The organism is Corynebacterium sp. 045007, from assembly GCF_040743205.1.
In the GTDB taxonomy this organism is placed as follows: domain Bacteria; phylum Actinomycetota; class Actinomycetes; order Mycobacteriales; family Mycobacteriaceae; genus Corynebacterium; species Corynebacterium jeikeium_D.
This window is the reverse complement of record NZ_JBFLKW010000018.1, coordinates 45,763-62,576: the sequence shown is the minus strand read 5'-3', so window position 1 is coordinate 62,576 and position 16,814 is coordinate 45,763. Positions and strand designations below refer to the sequence as shown.

At 59.0% G+C, this 16,814-nt stretch carries 16 protein-coding genes and 1 tRNA gene; 9 read left to right on the top strand and 8 right to left on the bottom strand.

Features of this window, described 5'->3' with window-relative positions; genetic code table 11:
• Positions 1-206: 206 nt before the first annotated feature.
• A tRNA-Thr gene (locus tag AB1Z34_RS09365) sits at positions 207-282 on the bottom strand.
• A 360-nt stretch (positions 283-642) separates the two neighbouring features.
• Here AB1Z34_RS09365 and AB1Z34_RS09360 point away from each other — a divergent pair.
• The 3 genes from AB1Z34_RS09360 (at position 643) to AB1Z34_RS09350 (ending at position 3,378) form a co-directional block, all read left to right on the top strand.
• Positions 643-2,271 carry a threonine/serine exporter ThrE family protein gene (locus AB1Z34_RS09360; protein ID WP_367158252.1) on the top strand — a complete coding sequence of 543 codons (1,629 nt, stop codon included), beginning with the start codon at positions 643-645 and terminating at the stop codon, positions 2,269-2,271.
• Positions 2,272-2,509: 238 nt separating this feature from the next.
• Complete coding sequence (locus AB1Z34_RS09355) at positions 2,510-2,887, top strand: hypothetical protein (protein WP_367158251.1); 378 nt, start codon at positions 2,510-2,512, stop codon at positions 2,885-2,887.
• Positions 2,888-2,901: 14 nt separating this feature from the next.
• Positions 2,902-3,378: an META domain-containing protein gene (locus tag AB1Z34_RS09350; RefSeq protein WP_069358971.1), complete on the top strand. Its 477-nt coding sequence runs from the start codon at positions 2,902-2,904 to the stop codon at positions 3,376-3,378.
• Here AB1Z34_RS09350 and AB1Z34_RS09345 read toward each other — a convergent pair.
• Both AB1Z34_RS09345 and AB1Z34_RS09340 read right to left on the bottom strand, forming a co-directional pair.
• Positions 3,360-3,983: a flavin reductase family protein gene (locus AB1Z34_RS09345; protein WP_049189568.1), complete on the bottom strand. Its 624-nt coding sequence runs from the start codon at positions 3,981-3,983 to the stop codon at positions 3,360-3,362. The genes AB1Z34_RS09350 and AB1Z34_RS09345 overlap by 19 nt on opposite strands.
• A gap of 103 nt (positions 3,984-4,086) precedes the next feature.
• Complete coding sequence (locus tag AB1Z34_RS09340; RefSeq protein WP_367158250.1) at positions 4,087-5,193, bottom strand: LacI family DNA-binding transcriptional regulator; 1,107 nt, start codon at positions 5,191-5,193, stop codon at positions 4,087-4,089.
• 317 nt (positions 5,194-5,510) lie between these two features.
• Between AB1Z34_RS09340 and AB1Z34_RS09335 the strand changes: the two genes are divergently transcribed.
• From AB1Z34_RS09335 to AB1Z34_RS09325, 3 genes are read left to right on the top strand one after another with little or no spacing between them, the layout of a single operon-like run.
• Positions 5,511-6,539 (top strand): zinc ABC transporter substrate-binding protein, encoded by a 1,029-nt coding sequence (locus AB1Z34_RS09335; protein WP_187404856.1) that lies wholly within the window; start codon positions 5,511-5,513, stop codon positions 6,537-6,539.
• A gap of 2 nt (positions 6,540-6,541) precedes the next feature.
• Positions 6,542-7,222: a metal ABC transporter ATP-binding protein gene (locus AB1Z34_RS09330; protein ID WP_069358974.1), complete on the top strand. Its 681-nt coding sequence runs from the start codon at positions 6,542-6,544 to the stop codon at positions 7,220-7,222.
• Positions 7,222-8,094: a metal ABC transporter permease gene (locus AB1Z34_RS09325; protein WP_069358975.1), complete on the top strand. Its 873-nt coding sequence runs from the start codon at positions 7,222-7,224 to the stop codon at positions 8,092-8,094. The genes AB1Z34_RS09330 and AB1Z34_RS09325 overlap by 1 nt, the downstream gene beginning before the upstream one ends.
• A 554-nt stretch (positions 8,095-8,648) precedes the next feature.
• Here the strand turns inward: AB1Z34_RS09325 and rlmB are convergent.
• The 3 genes from rlmB to AB1Z34_RS09310 all read right to left on the bottom strand — a co-directional run bounded on the left by rlmB (position 8,649) and on the right by AB1Z34_RS09310 (position 11,769).
• The gene (gene rlmB / locus AB1Z34_RS09320) at positions 8,649-9,593 is read right to left on the bottom strand and encodes a 23S rRNA (guanosine(2251)-2'-O)-methyltransferase RlmB (protein WP_069358976.1); all 945 of its coding nucleotides are present in this window, start codon (positions 9,591-9,593) and stop codon (positions 8,649-8,651) included.
• A gap of 57 nt (positions 9,594-9,650) precedes the next feature.
• Positions 9,651-11,054, bottom strand: coding sequence for a cysteine--tRNA ligase (gene cysS, locus AB1Z34_RS09315; RefSeq protein WP_042388940.1), 1,404 nt, complete (start codon positions 11,052-11,054; stop codon positions 9,651-9,653).
• Positions 11,055-11,193: 139 nt separating this feature from the next.
• Positions 11,194-11,769 (bottom strand): CarD family transcriptional regulator, encoded by a 576-nt coding sequence (locus AB1Z34_RS09310; RefSeq protein WP_016421449.1) that lies wholly within the window; start codon positions 11,767-11,769, stop codon positions 11,194-11,196.
• A 154-nt stretch (positions 11,770-11,923) separates the two neighbouring features.
• Between AB1Z34_RS09310 and AB1Z34_RS09305 the strand changes: the two genes are divergently transcribed.
• Together AB1Z34_RS09305 and radA are read left to right on the top strand one after the other, a co-directional pair.
• Positions 11,924-12,610, top strand: a complete 687-nt coding sequence (locus AB1Z34_RS09305) for a hypothetical protein (RefSeq protein ID WP_016421450.1) — start codon at positions 11,924-11,926, stop codon at positions 12,608-12,610.
• A 292-nt stretch (positions 12,611-12,902) separates the two neighbouring features.
• A complete protein-coding gene (gene radA, locus AB1Z34_RS09300; protein ID WP_342685100.1) occupies positions 12,903-14,462 on the top strand; it encodes a DNA repair protein RadA in 1,560 nt (519 codons plus the stop codon).
• Here the strand turns inward: radA and AB1Z34_RS09295 are convergent.
• Together AB1Z34_RS09295 and AB1Z34_RS09290 are read right to left on the bottom strand one after the other, a co-directional pair.
• Positions 14,459-15,169, bottom strand: a complete 711-nt coding sequence (locus AB1Z34_RS09295; protein ID WP_016421452.1) for a hypothetical protein — start codon at positions 15,167-15,169, stop codon at positions 14,459-14,461. The genes radA and AB1Z34_RS09295 overlap by 4 nt on opposite strands.
• Positions 15,170-15,173: 4 nt before the next feature.
• Positions 15,174-15,806, bottom strand: a complete 633-nt coding sequence (locus AB1Z34_RS09290; protein WP_042388218.1) for a carbonic anhydrase — start codon at positions 15,804-15,806, stop codon at positions 15,174-15,176.
• A 29-nt stretch (positions 15,807-15,835) separates the two neighbouring features.
• Between AB1Z34_RS09290 and AB1Z34_RS09285 the strand changes: the two genes are divergently transcribed.
• Positions 15,836-16,768 (top strand): A/G-specific adenine glycosylase, encoded by a 933-nt coding sequence (locus AB1Z34_RS09285; RefSeq protein ID WP_367158248.1) that lies wholly within the window; start codon positions 15,836-15,838, stop codon positions 16,766-16,768.
• Positions 16,769-16,814 lie beyond the last annotated feature (46 nt).

Genomic DNA, 16,814 nt, shown 5'->3' with positions numbered 1-16,814 from the left:
CGACACCAGCTACCAACACAACCTCGGCATCCAAAAAGGCTGGATCAAATAACCGCAACACGCCCGGAAAAGACACACTTTTCTTTACTTAACCCCACTTGGCGCGGGGGTTTTTGCATTGGAGCGACGAAAAAGGACCCAAAAAGGACGCGAGCACCCTTTAAACCAAAGAACCCCAGGCCGGAAAACTTCCTGACCTGGGGTTTTGGAGCCGGAAACGGGACTCGAACCCGTAACCTACTGATTACAAATCAGTTGCGCTACCAATTGCGCCATCCCGGCAACTTTAAAGCGACCCTTTTGGCGTTAGCCTTCGCTGGCTCGAAAGAATCAGAGTCAACCTGAGAATCGAACTCAGCTGTGCCGCTGACAGGCGATTGTACAGGTTGGCAAGCAGAAGTTAAAAACGACACCACAGGAATACTGCAACCGCACTTCCTGAACACTTTTCTGCACACTAAAAGCCCCGCTCAGATAAGTAAATTCGCCGCCTCAAAAACGAATTGAGATTCTCGGTCGCTGACGGGGTAGTGTGACTATCGCTAAATCACTGGGGCTATGTTTCTGCAACGTCTCCACATCGCGTCTTTGCAGCATCACTGCAATGCACCCCAGGCAGTATCGGGGAAAGGAAGTGCCGACATGCCATTCGATGGTGGCAACAAATCCAACGCCGAAGAAAACTCCGCTGCGAAGAATGATCTCTACGACGCTGAAGCCACTGTCTCTTACGACGACACTCCGCAGACCCAGTTTCCTGCAATCGAAGGTCAGTCCACCTTCAAGCAGCGCGTGATTGATTTCGTTTCCGGCCCAACGGCAACTGTCGACCTAGTGCACTCGACTACTACCCCGCTGCCGCTGGCACCGATCGATTATTCCGACCCGAGTCAGGTCACGGCCGTACTCGATCTCGCTGCTCGCATCGGCGGGCTATTGCTGGCATGTGGCTCGGGCAACCGCGATACCGAGCTGCAAATTAAGGCCGTGACCTCAGCCTATGGCCTCACCCAAATCCAAGTCGATATCACGTTGACCTCCGTGACGGTCTACCACCTCATCGGCGCGCGCCGTACCCCTATTACCGCGATGCGCGTTGTCACCGCACCAGTGCCCGACTTCGAGCGCTTGCGTCACACCGACCGTGTCATCCGCCGAATTCGCGCGGGCCACCTGAGCTTGGAGGAGGCTATTGAGGCTATCGACAAGGTCGAGCGTGAGCCCGCAAAATACCGCCTCCGCGTCATCTACACTGGCTGGGCATTGCTGGCTTCATCTGTGACAGTGCTGCTCGGCTCGAGTTTCGAGGTCGCCCTTATCGCGGCTGCAGTCACACTGGCCATCGTCATCGTGATTGGTGAACTCGCTGCCCGCGAGTTGCCCACATTCTTTCAGAATGCAGTCGGCGGTCTCATTGCCACGCTCTCCGCTGCTGTGCTCAATGCGGCGCAGGCGTATCTCCCCTTTGAGATGCAGCCATCCAGGCTGATCGCCTCGGGAATTATCGTGATGCTCGCCGGCCTAACCCTCGTGCAAGCACTGCAAGACGGCATCACCGGCGCACCTGTGACTGGCTCCGCGCGCTTCTTCGACACCATGTTGTTGACCGGCGGAATCGTCGCTGGCATCGCAATGGGCATCGAGTTTTCCGGAATGCTGGGCATTCCGCTTCCCGACGTCATCGCGGGTTCTGACCTCAACCTGGCACAGGCGACAGTGAGGGTGATAGCGGGAACTACCGCCTCAATCGCATTTGCGTTGGCCTCGAATGCTGGGTTCACCGCGCTGTCGGTGTCCGGAACAGTCGCCCTGCTGGGATCGATGACCTACTACTACGTGTTGACTCCGCTGGGAGTTCATCCGGTGACCAGCGCAGGCGCGGCAGCAACGCTGATTGGTCTCATCGGTGGCCTGCTGGCACGACGTTGGTCCATCCCGCCGCTGATTACGGCAGTGGCAGGCGTAACCCCGCTGCTTCCGGGTATGACGATCTACCGCGGTATGCACGCACTGCTGCACGACCACCCGACCAAGGGGTTTACGGCGCTGGCCTCAGCGCTAGGCATTGCGACGGCACTAGCTGCGGGTATTGTCCTCGGTGAATGGATGGCGCGCAGACTCCGTCGCCCTCGCGCACTGCGCGAAGACAGTGGCCTGACCCGCCCAATCCGGGCTGGTATGCGTCGCATCCGTCCTGTGAATCCGCGGAACAAGCCTCGCCGTCCACGCAACTACCGCTTCAAGGGCGGTATGAACCCGCGCGTGGACTAGTCACTGCGTGAACTGGTCGCTTCCGGAACCAGGTTATCCACACCGCGCGACCTATCAACAACGTGGTAGAATAAGGTTTTTGAATTGTAAGTAGCGCTTAAAGCTGAAACTGCGTCATCACAATCCCATTCCTTCTTCACTGAACTCGGTTGAGCTCAGTGCCGGGAGCATGTGGCGAGATGGCTGGCAGAAGTAGGTGTATCGGGCGCAATTAAGGCCATGCTTGCCAGGAGGATTCGTGCCACCGAAGGTCACAGACACTCGCACTGCTCAGAACGAGGCTCTTCACAAGGTCGAAGAAAAGACCGCTGCTGGCGCACGGCGAATTGTTGCTACCTTCGCCGAGGACTTCTACGATGCCGTCACTCTGATGTGCATGCTCGGAGTGGAGAAGGAAGGCCTGAGCTTCAAGAAGGTTCACGAGGAGTACGAGAAGGAAAACGCTCCGAAGACCGCAAAGCGCACACGCAAGTCCACTAAGAAGACTGCGAAGAAGTCGACCAAGAAGGCTGCAAAGAAGACCACTCGTAAGACGACGAAGAAGGCTGCCAAGAAGGCCGCTAAGAAGACGACGAAGAAGACTGCCAAGAAAACAACCAAGAATGCAGCTAACTAACGGGGTCACGCAGCATGGGTCTTAGCGGGAAAAAGGCGGTTGCCGCAGTAGCTGTCGTTGCGGCAGTGTCCATGACGGCTACCGCATGCCAGGCAAAGCCGGCAGCGGAGATCGTCGGCAAGCAATGGCAGATAACCGCAATTTTTGATGACCCAAACCTGCCCCACGGTGTGCCGGACGGAACTCAGGCGCCGACTATTACGCTGGGACAGACAACATATGCCTTCGCTGATTCCTGTGGCAACGGCTCTGGTTCGCTGCAGTGGAAGGGCGAGGCGGTCGAATTCGGCGCCCCGGAGCAGACTCGCAGTTTGGACTGCTCAGACCAGGCGCAGACCTATTCGGAGCGTTTCCACAAGATTGTTGCGGGCGAATTCGTCTACACGCAGGACAACAATGGTCTGCGCATGCGAGAGATGAAAGACACCAAGCCAGGCGAGGATCGCCGTGGCTGGACTGCGACAACCTCGGGTTACACCGAGGGGCGCTGACGCCACTTCTGATCAACAGGCGCATCGGTGCCGGGGTGAGAAACCCGTGCGTAAGAACCGCGGTGGTAAATGAGCGGATTGATTTCTTCACGCTTGCCGATAGCCACGATATCCGCCGTCACAATCCAGTGATCGCCGCCTTCGTAAACATCAACGACGGTGCAATCAATCCACACGGAGCAGCCGTGCAGTAGTGGATTGCCCAGCTCAGAACGGGTCCACTTCCCCGTCTTGAACTTTTCGCCATTACTGCGGCCGAAGGCTGCCGAGATATCCTCCTGATCCTCGGCCAACACATTGACGGAGAAGCGTCCAGCGTTCCGTATATGCGGCCAGGACCGCGAGGTCTTCATGACAGTAAACAGAACCATCGGTGGAGTGAGACTCAGCGAGGAAAAAGACTGGCAGGCGAAACCGTACGCTTCGCCTTCATCCTCGGTGGCGATAATGGTCACGCCAGTGGTGAACTCACTCATCGCGCCACGGATAGACATTTCATCCAATTCGACGGGACCACCAAGTTCGACATGGTCGTCGCGGGTAGCTTCCGGACTATTGAGAGCCGCAGCTGATTGGTCGGTGCTCGAATTTGTTGAATCTGTCATGTAATAGACCTTAATCTGAATCCGAACACAGTAAAGACGAGGTGGGGTTCACCACCCCAAGAGCCCCCGATAGCGCTACGATGTTGTTACCCTCGTCGGTCCGCTACCCGGCTGACGGTGCCGACGGCGCTGCAGTTGTCGCTCCAACGACAAACTCAGTCTCCAACAAGACGCGAGGAGCGCGACCGCTGTCCTCGCGTGCGGCCTCAAGCTCCTCGGCCAGCGCGCGGCCGACGGCAATGCCCTTCTGCCTATTCGGCTGAATTACAGTGGTCAGCTTGTGGAAGAGGGCGCGCTCGATTCCGTCAAAGCCTGTGATGGACAGGTCCTCCGGAACACGAATTCCGTTCTCCTTGGCATATTCCAAGACCGCAATTGCCTGAGTATCCGTGGTACAGACCACCGCCGTGAGATCCGGGTTGTCGGTCAGCAGCTGGCGAGCCGCATCGCGGTTATTCTCGCGGTCATTGAGGTGACGCTCGATGATAGGCACATCTGCCTGCTGAATACCGGCCTCGGCAAGCGCTTCCAGCGCACCTTCGACGCGGTTCTTCTGCACCTGGTGATGAGCTTCTGCCAGCCGCTTCTCCGTGACATATCCCGAGTTCGGGGTACGCGACAAGCGCACCGAAAGGATTCCCACCTTGCGATGTCCCAGTTCAGTCAGGTGCCGCACCGCGGGCTTGATGGCCTCACGGTCGTCGATGCCCACAAACGGTAGAGCCGCCGCATCTGCAGGCTGGTCACACACGACCGTCGGCAAGCCGCGAGCGCGCACGGCAGCGAGGAACGGGTCGTTGTCCGCGACGGAGTAGACCACGAAACCGTCGACTACCGCTTGCCGAATCAGATTGAGATCTACGTCCCCGCCCTCCTCGGAGGAAGCTGGAATGACCAACATGGAGTCGCCCATTTCGCCGAGCTCCTCTGCGAGGCCGGCGAGAAAATCCACCGACGCAGGGTCTTCAAAAGCGAACGGGAGGTGCTCGGTGAACAGCACGCCGATGGCGCCAACCCGGCGCATGCGCAGACCGCGAGCCATTGGGTCCGGCCCGGGATAGCCAAGCCGCTCCGCAGTTTCCAAGATGTGCTCTCGCAACTTCTCCGAGAGCTGGTCAGGACGGTTGTAAGCGTTAGACACAGTCGTGCGCGAGACCCCAAGTTCTGCAGCGATGGAAGCCAAGGTGCCACGACGACGCCGACTTTGCACGGAATACCGACCCTTCTTGAAAAACCAACAGCGACTGCCCGCTCAGATATCTTCGTCCAGCTACCTCAGGTAGAAAACCTCGATTTTATGGAAAAGAACTACAACGAGCATCACACGCATCTAATCGCGGACAACTTTACCCAACGAATGTGCGCGACTGTCATTTCGGCCACTCCGGCAGAGGCCCGCCTTGTGACTGGGTCTCCGCAGCCCCTACTATGTTCTTTGAACTAAAAGACAACTGTTTTCAATAGCGGTTAATGCTCAGGAGCTGAATAAAAGGAATAATTCAGCCCGCAACAGGATTGGATACATACATGAAGGCACGCTTTTCCACGCGCATCGCGGCGCTAGTCGCCAGCGCCGGCCTCGTCGCAGGTCTCGGCGCATGCTCCAGCAATGATGACAGCGCTACGTCCGCGGGCAAGTCCGAAGACACCATTAAGGTGGTCACCTCCACCAAGGTCTGGGCAGACGTCGCCGACGCAGTCACCGACGACGAGAAGGTCTCCATCGACCCGATTATCGCGTCCAACGACATCGACCCTCACTCCTACGAACCGGCCGCAGCCGACATGGCAAAGGTAGAGGACGCCGATATTCTCGTCGCAGGTGGCGGGCATTACGACGCATGGCTGACCTCCTCTCTGCGTGACGCAAAGGACAAGGTCATCATCTCTGCGCTGCCGCAGGAAGAAGGCCACGACCACGATCATGACCATGATCACGAAGGTCACGACCACGACCATGAGGGTCACGACCATGATCACGGGGGCCACGAGCACGACCATGAAGGCCACGAGCATGATGGCGAAGGTCACGACGACCACGAAGGCCACGAGCATCACCACCATGACGGCGAAGCCAACGAACACGTCTGGTACGACACCGATGCGGTTGAAGAAACTGCAGAGCAGCTCGCCGAAGCTCTGACCAAGCTGGGCGCCAAGGCCGACACCAAGGCCGTCGATAAGGAAATCAAGGACATCGAAGAGGCCAAGAGCAAGCTCAAGGCCGCTAAGGTTGCTCAGGTTCACCCGCTGGCCGATGACATCCTGAAGGACACGAAGGTCGAGGACATCACCCCGAAGGGCTACCGTCAGTCCACGCTGAATGAGTCCGAGCCGTCGGCAAGCGATGTCAATGAAATGCTGAAGCTGATTGAGTCCGGCGAGCTGGACTATCTCATCGACGCACCGCAGACCCACGACCAGGTCTCGCAGCGACTCGTCGAGGCAGCCAAGGCAAAGGGCGTTAAAATCGTCGATGTTTTTGAGTCGCCGAGCGCTGACCAGTCGTTCTTTGACCTCTACAAGCAAACCCTTTCCGATATGGAGTCCGCATAGCTTTGCCCTCACTGACTTTTACTGACGCAGCCGTCGAGCCGCTGTGGTCCGGTCTCAATTTGAATATCGAACCTGGCGAGTTCTTGGCCATCCTGGGCCCCAACGGCGTCGGCAAATCCACGCTGCTGACCACTGCCCTTGGCATGCGCCGGCTGACTCACGGTTCAGTAAAAGTCGACGGGAACCTCGGCTACATTCCGCAGCAGCGGATGTTCGAGCCCTCACTGCCCATTCGGGTTCGCGACCTCGTCGAGCTGGCAGCCGGCAAGAACCGCTCCGCCACCGACGAAATGCTGGACTTTGTCGGCGCGGGCGGTATTGCGGACCGTCGCGTCGGCACGCTCTCTGGCGGTCAGCAACAGCTTGTCCGTCAGGCGCAGGCGCTCGTTTCGGCGCCGGATTTTTTGCTTTGCGACGAGCCTCTGCTCTCCCTCGACCCTGCGGCGCAACGGACCACGGTCGAGCGCCTGGACCGGCATCGCAGGGAAAACGACACGGCAGTCGTCTTCGTCACCCACGACATCAACCCCATCCTGGACCTCTGTGACCGGGTGCTCTACCTGACGCCGCATGGACATGCGGTCGGATCGGTCGAGGAAATTATCACTTCAGAGACGCTCTCGGAGCTCTACCAAACCAACATTGCGGTTGCCCGTGTCGAGGGAAAGCTGGTTATCGTCTAATGACCCTACTGACTCAGTATTTCTCCGACACCGCTGCTCTGCTCCAAGTCGGGTTCGTCCACAATGCTCTCATCGCGGCAGCTCTACTCGGGCTAATCTCCGGCATCATTTCGCCACTGATTGTCATGCGACAGATGAGTTTCACGGTCCACGGCACCAGCGAGCTGGCACTTATGGGTGCATCCGCGGCCCTACTACTTGGTGTCAGTGTCAGCAGCGGTGCCATTATCGGTTCGGTGCTCATCGCAATAGTCCTGGCGGCACTGTCGCTTCGAGGGCGCCAAGATGCGGTCGTGGGCGTGGTCTTGAGCTTCGGCATGGGCTTATCGGTGCTGTTTATCCACCTCTACCCCGGCCGGACAAGTACCGCGTTTTCACTTCTCACCGGCCAAATCATTGGTCTGACTGACACTTCTCTATGGACGATGGCCATCGTCGCGGTCATCGTCGTCGGCGGCGTTGCCTGGAAATGGCGGCCGCTTCTATTCGCCTCCGCCGACCCCATCATGGCCGCCGCCTGTGGTGTCAACGTGAAGGCGCTATCGATTTACTTCGCGATTCTCACCGGTCTCGTCGCCGCCCAGGGCGTACAGATTGTCGGCTCTCTGCTCGTCATCGCCCTCATCATCACCCCTGGTGCTGCGGCCGCATTCGTCACCGCCTCTCCTGTAAAGGCCATCATCCTGTCGACCATCTTCGCCGAGGTCGCGGCCGTCGGCGGCATTGTTCTCTCACTCGCACCGGGCATCCCGGTCAGCGTTCTAGTGACGACAATCGCATTTGTCATCTACCTGATCTGCTACGCCATCGGAACGGTGCAATCGCGCAAGGCAACGCGTGACGACGTCCAGGCTGCCAAGTGGAGCAAATAGACACATACGCTTTTCGGAGTGGCTTTTAAAACAACAAAAACATCGGGCAGCCCCTCGAGTGACGATTGCGGAGAAGGTGCGCACCTTCCCTCTCGCCACCGAGGGGCTGCCCGTATTTTTGCTGGATTCTCTAAAAGCAGACTCCAATACCCCCAGCTCTTTTTAAGACTGCGAGACTGCCGAAATGGGTTGCCCCGGCAGACAGAAAAACTAACGCTGAGGATGTCGTGGTCTGACATCTCAGTGACCCAAAGCTAGCTGTACAAGCCACCGCTAGGTCCGTGCGCTTCCCTAAACTACGGCCAATTACGCCCCTATTTCTAGGAGCATGATTTGCCCGCCCTCCCCTTCGGGAAACTACGGATAATTTTCTGTTGGAAGTGATAATAACGTTGTTATTTCTGCAGCGCACGCCGGAAATAGAATTATCTTTAAAGCGCTGAACTACTGGGGGTAGCCATAAGTACCGGCCGCAATTTAGAACCCAAAATACCCCACGTAAACGCTATTACTATAACGAATTGATAATGGCGCCTACGGGGGTATCAAATGCGCTACTGGCTACTCTTTGCCCGGCGCTGGCGGGCAAACTCACTCAGAGTTACACCTGCAGCAACGGAAGCGTTGAGAGACTCCACCCAGCCGGTCATCGGAATGGACATGATGGTGTCACAGGTATCGCGCACCAGGCGCGAAAGCCCCTTACCCTCGGAGCCGACGACCACAACCACCGGTGTGGTGCCGTCGTAAGTATCCAGAGTGTGGTCGCCACCAGCATCCAGCCCAACAACCTGGTAGCCAGCCTTCTGGAACTGCTTGAGCGAACGCACCATATTGGTCGCCCGCGCAACTGGCAGACGCGCAGCAGTACCAGCCGAAGTACGCCAGGCCACGCCCGTAATGGCGGCCGAGCGACGCTCCGGAATCACCACACCGTGGCCGCCAAAGGCCGCCACCGAGCGAATGACCGCACCCAGGTTACGAGGGTCGGTGATGTTATCCAGGCAGACGATAAGACCCGGCTCCCCGGTCTTGGCCACCGAATCAATCAGATCTTCGACAGACGAGTACTTGTATGGCGGAATTTGCAGACCGATGCCCTGGTGCATGGTGTTGCCGGTCATGGTGTCCAGCTCGTGGCGGGGCACCTCGCGAATCGGGATACCACGGGAGTTAGCAATACGCACTGACTCCTGCAGGCGCTCGTCATTGTCGGTGCCCAACGCCACAATCAGCGCTGCCGCTGGCACCTTCGCATGCAGGCACTCCACGACCGGGTTACGGCCAACTACCAGCTCGGAGCCATCTCCCTTGCGCTCATGACGCCCAGAGTCACGGCGTCGCTTCTCATTCGCCCGCTTATGAGCTGCGTGATAAACGCGGTCCTCTGCCTTCGGGGTCGGCCCCTTGCCACGCAGGCCCCGCTTCTGGCCGCCGGAGCCGCCGACGTTCTTCTTGCTTGCCTTGCGCACTGCGCCACGACGACCGTTGCCTGCCATAGCTACCTGCTTTCTGTAGTTAATAGTTTTCTTTAGCCTAAAGCCAGCTTTTCAGCTTTAGTCAGCGACAGACCATGCCGGACCATCAGCGGTATCAGTTACCTCGATACCCGCTTCCTTCAGACGGTCGCGCACAGCATCAGCCGTAGCCCAGTCCTTCTCTGCACGAGCCCGGGTGCGCTCCTCCAACTGGTGCTCAACCAGCACACCGAGCGCATGCATTGCCGCATCGGAACCGGAATCGGAGGTTGCCCACTGCTCATTCAGCGGATCGAACCCAAGGACTGCGGCCATAGCGCGGACAGCACCGGCAATCTCCTTAGCCTTGGTCTCGTCGCCGTCGGCAAGCGCCTGATTGCCTCCACGAACAGCGTTGTGGATTTCCGCGAGCGCGCGTGGGACGGCGAGGTCGTCGTCGAGCGCTGCTTCGAACGCCGGCGTCCACTCACCGATTTCGATATCGCCGAGCTTATCGACGGCACGGTGCATAAACGCCTCGATACGACGGTAGCCCGCTGCCGCTTCCTGCAGAGCCTCCTCGGAGTACTCCAGCACGGAGCGGTAGTGCGCACTACCGAGGTAGTAACGCAGCTCAACCGGACGAACCATGGTCAGGATATGCGGCACGGACAACACGTTGCCGAGCGACTTCGACATCTTTTCGCCGGCCATTGTGACCCAGTGATTGTGCATCCAGTAGCGAGCAAAGCCGTCGCCGGCTGCGTGCGACTGCGCAATCTCGTTTTCATGATGCGGGAACTGCAGGTCGAGGCCGCCACAGTGGATGTCGAACTCCGAGCCCAAGTAGTAGGTGGCCATGGCGGAGCACTCCAGGTGCCAGCCCGGCCGGCCATTGCCCCACGGCGTCGGCCACGAGGGCTCGCCCGGCTTGGCAGCCTTCCACAGTGCGAAATCGTGCGCACCGCGCTTGCCCGGAGTATTGGTCTCGCCCTGCTCCATCTCGTCGACGCGGTTGCCGGACAGGCTGCCGTAGTCGCTGCCTTCAGCCTTGGACCAGGCATCCACGTCGAAATAGACGCTGCCATCGACAGCGTAGGCGAAGCCGTTATCCATCAGACGCTGCATATACTCCACCATCTGAGTGACATGCCCGGTAGCGCGCGGCTCAACGCTCGGCGGGAGAACACCGAGCTGGTTGTAAGCCCAGGTAAATTCGCGCTCAAAGCGAGAGACCCACTCCCACCAAGGACGGCCGTGCTCGGCGGCCTTGTTCAAAATCTTGTCATCGATATCGGTGACGTTGCGCACAAAGGCGACGTCATACCCCTTGGCGATCAGCCAACGGCGCAAGATATCAAAGGCCACGCCGGAGCGAACATGGCCAATGTGCGGCTGAGCCTGCGGGGTCGCACCGCACAGGTAAATGGAGGCATGCCCCTCGCGGAGAGGCTCAAAATCCTTCAGTTGGCGGGTTGCGGTATCGAAGATTTGAAAAGTCACAGCCCCGAGCATAGCGGGGAAATAGATACGGGTGAAAAAGAGAAAACGGCTAGCGCACACGGGCAATGTATGTGCGCTAGCCGTTAACCGGAAAAGTGCAGAAAATCCCTACTGGAAGGAACCGAGGAAGGGAAACGACTTATGCGTCTGCGTCCAGGTCCACCGGCTTATCGTCGGCCTCGTCCTTCTTCTCACCGGCGGTACCTTCCTGTGCCAGCGCGCGGTGACGCTCGATAGTGGCATCGACGCGGGCAAAAACTTCCTCGACCTTGGCCTCATCAACGCCGTCGGCAAGCGCGAGCTCACCGACGAGAACCTGGCGAGCCTTGCTCAACATACGCTTTTCGCCGGCGGACAGACCGCGATCCTGATCGCGGCGCCACAGGTCACGAACTACCTCAGCGACCTTGTTAATGTCGCCCGAACCCAGGCGCTCCTGGTTGGCCTTGTAGCGACGGGACCAGTTGCCGGCCTCTTCTACGTCGGTCTCACGCAGAACGGAGAAGACCTTCAGCAGCCCCTCTTCACCGACAACATCGCGGACACCGACCAGCTCGGCATTCTTGGCGGGCACCTGGATATTCAGATCACTCTGCAGAATCTGCAGTACGAGGTACTGAACGGTCTCACCGTTAAGCTCTCGTTCAATGATGTTTTCGATTTTCGCAGCTCCGTGGTGCGGATAAACTACGGTATCCCCAATGCTGAATTCCATGTAATGCACACGCCCTTTCCAACGGCCTTCCACCCTATCATGTCCCCCCATGATTTTACGGGTAGTATGAGAACATCTTAGGAAGACACTAAGGTGTTCTTTAAATACTGAAAATCCTATCGCCCATCCTCAAGCTACTGGAGGAAATCTAGTCATGGCCTTCAAGTCCGTACTTCGCCGCAGCGCCCTCATCACCGTCTCCGCAGCATCCGCAGTTGCACTTGCTGCTTGTGGCGCCGGTCAGATTTCGCAGACCGCAAATCAGCACCCGGCTGTAGACGGTGCGATGAACGGCGGCGAAGATGCTGCCGGCAAGGGTGCTGAGAACACCAACTCGGCTCTTGGCTTCGTCAACATCCGCGACGCTCATATCCTGGTTGACCCGGAGGCTGGTACCGCTGGTCTGAAGTTCTCCGCCAGCAACCAGCAGCGCGCTACCGAGTCGGTCTACAAGCTGAAGTCCGTCACCGTTGAAGGTATCGGCGAGGTTGAGCTGAAGAAGGTCGCTGAGACACCTTCCTTCGCTAAGGCTGCAAAGGGCGAGGACTCCCTGCCGCGTGAGTGCCAGATTGTTGCCGGCCCGAAGTCCGTCATCGATCCGCTGGCTAAGACCGCCAAGGACAACACCGGCTGCATCGCGTACTACACCAATGAGCTGGACCCGAGCACCCTGGTTGGCGACAAGAGCAGCGCTGCTGGCCAGAACCGCGAGGCCACCTTCGAGTTCACTGACCCGCAGGGCCAGACCAACACCTACGACCTGGACATCACCATCTCTGCTGACATTCTGGAAGCTGGCGCACCGAACCGCGGTGCTGACGGCATGATTGAATCCAAGTAATCGCAGCACAGTGGTGTTCCTGCGCTGTTCGCGCGCAGCGCACTTTTAGGCGCTGGTACAGCGCAGTCCTGTCCCGCAAATAACGCGAGGCGCTTCATCGAGCGGGCATGGGCGATTGGTCGCTTGATACGGGTCACGGCAGTACAGTCATCCTTGACACAAGTCATTGACACTGCCCTGGCCCGCTCTCGCGTATCTGGGGTAAATTTTCTCGCGACATTCACCGCATACCGCACAACACACGTTGTGGAGTCTGTCGTGTCCCCTCTCTTGAAGCAAAGGTGGTTGCACCGTGGCCAAGACCAAAGACGAAGCCTACGAATGCTCAGCATGCGGCTGGCAGGTGTCGAAATGGGTCGGCCAATGTCCCAACTGCAAAGAGTGGGGCACGCTAGAGAAGGTCACTATCCGCTCCAGCGGTGGGAAGTCCGCCTCCACGCTGGAGGACAAAATTGCCGCGCGGGCAGCCAAGCAACGTCGCCGTAGCGCTGCCGCAACGGAGCCCGGCGCGCGGGGCGGTCGTCGTAAAGCATCTTCCACTTCCGTCGCGGCTGAAAGCCAGCGTCTAGCACAGCGCGCGCTTGACGACGAGGCGGAGGACCGTTTCCTCGCCGAGACCTCCGCAACAGATCGAATCCCCACCTCATCCTCCGAGTTGACCGCGATTACGGGGATTTCCGCCAAGGCTGCGCACGCGGTGCGCACGGGCATCGGTGAACTGGATCGAGTGCTCGGTTCCGGTATTGTGCCGGGTTCGTTGGTGCTCTTGGCAGGCGAACCGGGGGTTGGTAAGTCGACACTGCTACTTGAAGTGGCCTACCGCTGCGCGGACGGCGATTTGGGGCCGACGCTTTACGTCACCGGTGAGGAATCGGTCGGCCAGGTGCGGCTGCGTGCCGAGCGCACTGGCGCACTGTCGGACTCTCTGTACCTGTCGGCGGTGTCGAATATCGAGGACGTCATCGACCTGACGCTGGAGCTCTCCCCCGGTCTGCTCATTGTGGACTCCGTGCAGACGATGCGTGCCGACGTCGAAGGTGCTCGCGGTGGCGTTGCCCAGGCTCGCGCCGTAACCTCTGCTCTGGCGGCGCTGGCAAAGGAGACCGGAACTGCGATTTTCCTGGTAGGACACGTGACCAAGGACGGCAATGTGGCCGGCCCGCGCACAATGGAGCACCTGGTTGATGTGGTGCTCAACTTCGAGGGTGATAGGCATTCGGGGCTACGCTTCTTGCGCGGCCTGAAAAACCGTTTCGGCAGCACCGATGAGGTGGGCTGCTTCGAGCAGACCGCGGGCGGTATTGCGGAAGTTGAGGATCCCTCGGGGCTGTTTTTGCATCACCGAACGCCGACCTCGGGAACTGCAATTACCGTGGCCATGGATGGCCGCAGACCGCTGCTGGCGGAGGTGCAGGGGCTGGTAATCAACACCGAGGCCCATAATCCCCGACGCAATGTCTCTGGTCTGGACCCCCGGCGCGTGCCGATGGTCGCGGCCGTGCTGACTGAACACGGGAACTTCAAGCAGTTGGCTCGCATGGAGATGTACGTGTCCACCGTCGGCGGTATGACGCTGTCGGAGCCTGCCGCGGACCTGGCAATCGCGCTGGCGCTGGCCTCATCCATGACTAAGCGGACCTTCCAGGATAAAACCATTGCACTCGGCGAACTGGGGTTGGCCGGCGAAGTGCGCCGAGTGACCGATTTGGAGTGGCGGCTTAAGGAAGCTCATCGAATGGGCTTCGACACGGCAATTGTGCCTAGAGGCGCAAAAGGCCCGGCGGGGATGCGGCTGCTGGAAGCAGGCACCGTTGCCGAGGCCATTGAGCTTGGGTTGGGAACTAAGCGCTAGCGCATGTTGAACGTGTAGGCGTCAGAGTTGTTGTCACCAATCACGCCGTAGAAGATGTACGACCCGGAGGGCGCTGGGACGCGGTCTTCTTCGGAGCACTTGTTCGGTGCCGAGGTCAGACGCGACCAGGTGGCGGCATAGTTGACTTCCTCGCCCGGTGCCAATACCAGTTCACCGTGGCCTTCGGAGTCATTGCAGTCCACATCCGACCAGACGCGCTCGTACGTTGCCAGGTCGTATACCTCGAAGCGCAACTGCTGCTCATCGAGGTTCACGCGGCATTCACCGCCGGTGGGATTGTGGACGGTAATTGCCAGAGTCGGCTGCTCATCGCCGTAGTTCGGCTGATCCGAGGTGGCTGTCACCTGCAGGTCTGCAAGGCTACAGTCCTTTTTGTTCGCAAGCGCCGCTTGAGCGTCATCCTTCGCGGAATCTTCGCCTTCCTTAGCGTCCGTCTTGGCATCCTTGTCAGACTTGTCCTTCGTCGAGTCCTTGTCAGACTTAGGCGCGTAAGGTTCCTTGGGCTGTTCCGGAGGGGTCACCTCTTTCCCGTCATCCCTGGTGACATTCACCGGTTCAGAATCCTCGCTGTCCCGGTTTACCAGTGCGGAAATACCCCAGCCCAGGAGAACGAGGATGATAACGAGCAACACCGCCGCGGCGATACGCCGACGCCGGTAGATTTCTGGAGGCAGCTTATTGGTCACACATTTAGGTTAGCGGGTTCTCGCTGACTCCATGGGTAACGACGGTCTCAGCGCGTCCGTCCTCCAAGCGGTACCGCATACCGACAACGCCCACCTCGCCGGTCACCAAGCGCGATGAAATCTCTGGCGAGCGATCAATAATGTGATTAACAATCTCGCGCACGTGGCGCCGCTCAAATTCGTCGATTTCCGTCTCGCCATCTTTGCGAGCCGCCAACAGCGACGGGGTGACTTTCTCAATCAGCACACGCTGGAAACCACCCGGCAGTTCGCCACCGTCCAGTGCATTCTTCGCCGCAGCCACAGCGCCGCAGGACTCGTGGCCGAGAACAATCACCAGCGGAACTCCCAGACCATCAACTGCGAATTCCAGCGAAGCCAGCACCGACAGGTCGGTAATCTCACCGGCAGTACGAATCACAAATACATCGCCCAGACCCTGATCGAAGATAATCTCCACCGGAGCACGGGAATCCGAGCAAGCCAGCACAACGGCCTTCGGCTTCTGCCCCTGCGTCAGCTGCTTACGACGAACCAAGTCCTGACGGGGATGCGCAGTCTTGCTCTCACAGAAGCGGAGGTTTCCGCGCACCATCGATTGCCATACACTCTCAGGAGTCCTCTCAGAATTGCTCATAGCTATATTGTGCAACGACTCCGCTGTTTATGGGAAAGCTAGAATGTAGATTGACCTCTGCAATTAACCAATCCGACGGCTTCGACGAACACGTCGATGCCGCCTTACGTGATTGGTATCGCGCCAATATGCGGCCACTTCCCTGGCGTGAAGAAGGCACTTCACCATGGGCTGTGCTCGTCAGCGAAGTGATGAGTCAACAGACTCCCGTCGCCCGGGTAATCCCCTCGTGGCGCGCCTGGCTGGAAAAATGGCCCACCCCAGCCGATCTGGCAGTCGCCCCCAAAGATGAAGTCCTGCGTATGTGGGGAAAACTCGGCTATCCCCGACGTGCACTCCGGCTGCGTGAATGCGCAGAAAGAATCGTCGAGAAGCACGACGGCGAAGTGCCGAGTGACGTGGACACGCTGTTAGCCCTTCCGGGGGTAGGAGACTACACCGCTCGGGCGGTAGCGGCGTTTGCTTTTGGCGCGCGCACGCCGGTGGTGGACATCAACGTGCGCCGCGTACTCCGGCGACACCGCCAGGGCACGTACCTTCCCGGCATCGCCAAACGCGCGGACATGGCGCTCGTCGAAGAGCTACTACCACTCGACCCCACGACTGCGGCCGAGACTTCCGTCGCGCTCATGGAACTCGGCGCTACCGTCTGCCGAACGACACCCGAGTGCGAGGCCTGCCCCATCGCCACCAGTTGCGTCTGGATTGCCGCCGGTCGCCCCGAACCCGAAGACCATGAGATCGCCGCTGCTAAACGACGCGTGCAGAAGTTCGAAGGCACCGACCGCCAAGTCCGGGGCTTGCTTCTCGACGTGCTCCGCGCCGCCGACTCCCCCGTCGAACAGGCCGCTCTCGATGCGGTCTGGGATGATGCACATCAGCGTTCCCGCGCACTGTTTTCCCTGCTTGACGACGGACTTGCGGAGCAAACTCCCGATGGCCGCTTCCAGTTGCCCCGTTAAAGCCGAGGCAATGCTCCGGTAAAGACCAGATTCGACCAAGTGCGTT